General features: G+C 53.7%; 3 protein-coding genes and 1 rRNA gene. 3 read left to right on the forward strand and 1 reads right to left on the reverse strand.

Annotated features, from left to right (window positions below):
* Both FT726_RS26405 and rbsR read left to right on the forward strand, forming a co-directional pair.
* Nucleotides 1-237: PfkB family carbohydrate kinase (locus FT726_RS26405; RefSeq protein WP_346303759.1), on the forward strand; the 237-nt coding region annotated here is incomplete at its 5' end.
* A gap of 13 nt (nucleotides 238-250) precedes the next feature.
* Nucleotides 251-1,234: a ribose operon transcriptional repressor RbsR gene (gene rbsR / locus FT726_RS26410; protein ID WP_346303761.1), complete on the forward strand. Its 984-nt coding sequence runs from the start codon at nucleotides 251-253 to the stop codon at nucleotides 1,232-1,234.
* Here rbsR and mdtD read toward each other — a convergent pair.
* A complete protein-coding gene (mdtD, locus tag FT726_RS26415; RefSeq protein ID WP_346303760.1) occupies nucleotides 1,231-2,574 on the reverse strand; it encodes a multidrug transporter subunit MdtD in 1,344 nt (447 codons plus the stop codon). The genes rbsR and mdtD overlap by 4 nt on opposite strands.
* Before the next feature lie 614 nt (nucleotides 2,575-3,188).
* On the opposite strand from mdtD, the gene FT726_RS26420 reads away from it, so the two are divergent.
* Nucleotides 3,189-3,642, forward strand: a 16S ribosomal RNA gene (locus FT726_RS26420); the annotation flags it as partial.

A 3,642-nucleotide genomic window follows, 5' to 3' on the forward strand; every position in this document is an offset into this window, starting at 1 on the left:
AGCGAGCAGGGCACAGGCGTGCGTATTCCGGGCTTCACCGTGCAGGCTATCGACACCATCGCAGCGGGCGATACTTTTAACGGTGCCTTTATTACCGCGCGTCTGGAAGGTGTGGCAATGCATGATGCCGTGCGTTTTGCCCATGCCGCCGCCGCAATTGCGGTGACGCGTCCGGGTGCGCAGCCCTCAGTGCCGTGGCGCACTGAGATCGATAACTTCCTGCAGCAACAGGGTTAAGCCTTTGGCGACCATGAAAGATGTCGCCCGCCTGGCGGGCGTCTCCACCTCCACTGTTTCCCACGTTATCAATAACAATCGTTTTGTTAGCGAGCAGGTGCGGGAAAAAGTGGAACAGGCGATCCGCGAGCTGAACTACGCGCCTTCTGCATTGGCGCGCAGTCTGAAGATCAATCAGACGCGCACTATTGGCATGTTGCTGACGGCCAGCAGTAACCCGTTCTATTCAGAAGTGGTGCGTGGCGTAGAAAATAGCTGCTATGAGCGCGGCTACAGTTTGATTCTGTGTAATACCGAAGGCGATGAAGAACGCATGAATCGCAGCCTCGAAACGCTGATGCAAAAGCGTGTCGATGGCTTATTAATGATGTGCACCGAGACGCACCTTCCCTCTGCGGAGATCCTCAATCGTTATCCGTCCGTACCCATGGTGATGATGGACTGGGCGCCGTTTGAAGGGCGTGGCGACATCATTCAGGATAATGCGCTGCTGGGCGGTGAGCTGGCAACGCAGCATCTGATCGATCGCGGATACACGCGTATTGCCTGTATTGCCGGCCCGCAGGATAAAACTCCGGCGCGTTTGCGTCTGGAAGGTTTCCATAAAGCGATGACCAACAGTGGATTACCGGTGTTGCCCGGCTATGTGGTCGACGGTGATTTCGAATTTCAGGGTGGGTTTAATGCGATGAACCAGCTACTGACGTTAGAGTTGCTGCCCGAAGCGGTTTTCACCAGTAACTATGCGATGGCCGTGGGCGTATATCACGCGCTATTTCAGGCGGGATTACGTGTGCCGCAAGATATCGCGGTGATGGGTTATGACAATATCGAACTGGCGCGTTATCTCACACCACCGCTCAGCACCATCCATCAGCCCAAGGATGAATTGGGTGAACTGGCGATTGATACGCTGATTCATCGTATGAGCGATCCCGACGCCAGTCAGCAAACGCTGGTACTGACGCCGGAGCTGGTGGAGCGCGGTTCAGTTTAAGCGGTTTTCTTCTTTTTCTCGCGATTGGCGATCAGATTGCGCCCGTCGCCGGGACGCAACATCAGGAAAGCAAACGCGGACAGCACGGTGATCACCCCCATCGTCAGGAAGGTGGCGTGGAATTGCTGCACGGTTGTGCTCTCGAAATCCTGATAGAAACGCAGTACCGCCGCACTGACGGCCACGCCAAAGCTGATCGATACCTGCTGCGTTACGGCCAGCACGCTGTTACCACCGCTGGCATTCTCATCATTCAAATCGGCCAGTGTGATGGTGTTCATCGCGGTGAATTGTGTCGACATCGCCATACCTAATACAAACAGCGCGGCTAACAGCATTAATACACTTTCACCCGGTGTTTGCAGTGAAAAGCTGGCGACAAGAATGCCGATGATGATGGTGATACCGACCAGCGTTTTACGATAGCCGAAGCGACGTAGCACTTGTGTCACGGTGGATTTGGCCAGCAGCGAGCCAATCGCTGTTGGCCCCATCATGCAACCCGCTATCAGTGCGGGATAACCAAAGCCCACCTGTAACATCAATGGCATCAGGAAGGGAATACAGCCGGTGCCCAGACGTGCCGCGATATTACCAATGATGCCGACCGAGAAGGTTCGGGTCTTAAACATCGGTAAGTTGATCAGCGGTGCAGGATGGCGCCGTGCATGCACTATATATAGAAGCAATAGCGCGACACCGGCTAACAGCACCAGCACCGCCTGCCACGGCGACACGATACGCTCTCCGAACAGTTCGATACCGACGGATATCAGCACCAGACCTAAGCCAAACAGAATGAAGCCGCCAAAATCAAAGCGGCGCTTAGGCGTGGTGAAATCCGGCATATATTTACGTGCATAGAAGATGCCCGCGATGCCGATGGGAATGTTGATCAGGAATATCCAGTGCCAGCTGGCGTAGGTGACCAGCAAGCCACCGAGCATCGGCCCCAGAATCGGTCCGACTAATCCCGGCATGGTCACAAAGTTAAGTACCGGCAGCAATTCACTGCGTGGATAAGCACGCAACAATGCCAGGCGCGCGACCGGCATCATCATCGCGCCACCAACACCCTGGATAATGCGTGAGATAACCAGCATGCTCAGCGAGCCCGAAAGTGCACATGCTAAAGACCCCAACGTAAACAGTGAAACGGCCACGATAAAGACTTTGCGCGTGCCGAAGCGATCGGCCAGCCAGCCGCTGACCGGGATCAGCATGGCGACAGTGAGCGTATAGCTGATCACAGCAGATTGCATGGCAAGAGGGGAACGGTCGAGACTGGTGGCGATAGCAGGAAGCGCAGTATTGAGGATGGTGGCATCGAGGGCTTGCATGAAAAACGCCATTGCGGCGATCCAGGGCAAGCCGGCCATACTGCGCGCGGAGCGAATCATTGAAAGTCCTTCTTTAATAATTGTTCAGTCTGCAACAAAGAAAACGGCGTTGGACTAACAGAATAGCATTGGTGCTTATACGCGTGACGCTGATTTGTGCCGCCAAACGGGCGCTTTTGACTGATTATTGATCGAGAAATGTCTGTTTTTAGCCTGTTCGGTTAAAAAAGTAGCGCCCAGTCAATTTTTTGCAATAAACCCTTGTCAGCTCCGAATAACTCCCTATAATGCGCCACCACTGAGACGGCAAAGCGGCAACGCAGGCGGCTCAGCAGGGAGTGAAGAAATTCATCCCGCCGGAGAAAAACGCTGAAAAAAGTGTTTGACTCTGAAGGAGGAAAGCGTAATATACGCCACCTCGCAACAGCAGCTTAAGGCGCTGATTGCACCGCTCTTTAACAATTTATCAGACAATCTGTGTGGGCACTCGCAGGATTGATATCAGCGTCTCCGGACGTAAAAAATATCAAGTCTCACGAGTGAACACATAATGAAATTCATTATGACGTTTTACAGATGAGCATCGCTGCACTTGTTGCAGCAAATCAAACTTTAAATTGAAGAGTTTGATCATGGCTCAGATTGAACGCTGGCGGCAGGCCTAACACATGCAAGTCGAACGGTAGCACAGAGAGCTTGCTCTTGGGTGACGAGTGGCGGACGGGTGAGTAATGTCTGGGAAACTGCCCGATGGAGGGGGATAACTACTGGAAACGGTAGCTAATACCGCATAACGTCTTCGGACCAAAGTGGGGGACCTTCGGGCCTCACACCATCGGATGTGCCCAGATGGGATTAGCTAGTAGGTGGGGTAATGGCTCACCTAGGCGACGATCCCTAGCTGGTCTGAGAGGATGACCAGCCACACTGGAACTGAGACACGGTCCAGACTCCTACGGGAGGCAGCAGTGGGGAATATTGCACAATGGGCGCAAGCCTGATGCAGCCATGCCGCGTGTATGAAGAAGGCCTTCGGGTTGTAAAGTACTTTCAGCGGGGAGGAAGGCG

It is taken from the genome of Pantoea sp. Morm (assembly GCF_016643525.1).
Taxonomy (GTDB): domain Bacteria; phylum Pseudomonadota; class Gammaproteobacteria; order Enterobacterales; family Enterobacteriaceae; genus Pantoea; species Pantoea dispersa.

Coding starts and splice junctions, on each gene's coding strand:
- rbsR (WP_346303761.1), top strand. CDS start 251: ATGAAAGATGTCGCCCGCCTGGCGGGCGTCTCCACCTCCACTGTTTCC.
- mdtD (WP_346303760.1), bottom strand. CDS start 2,574: ATGCAAGCCCTCGATGCCACCATCCTCAATACTGCGCTTCCTGCTATC.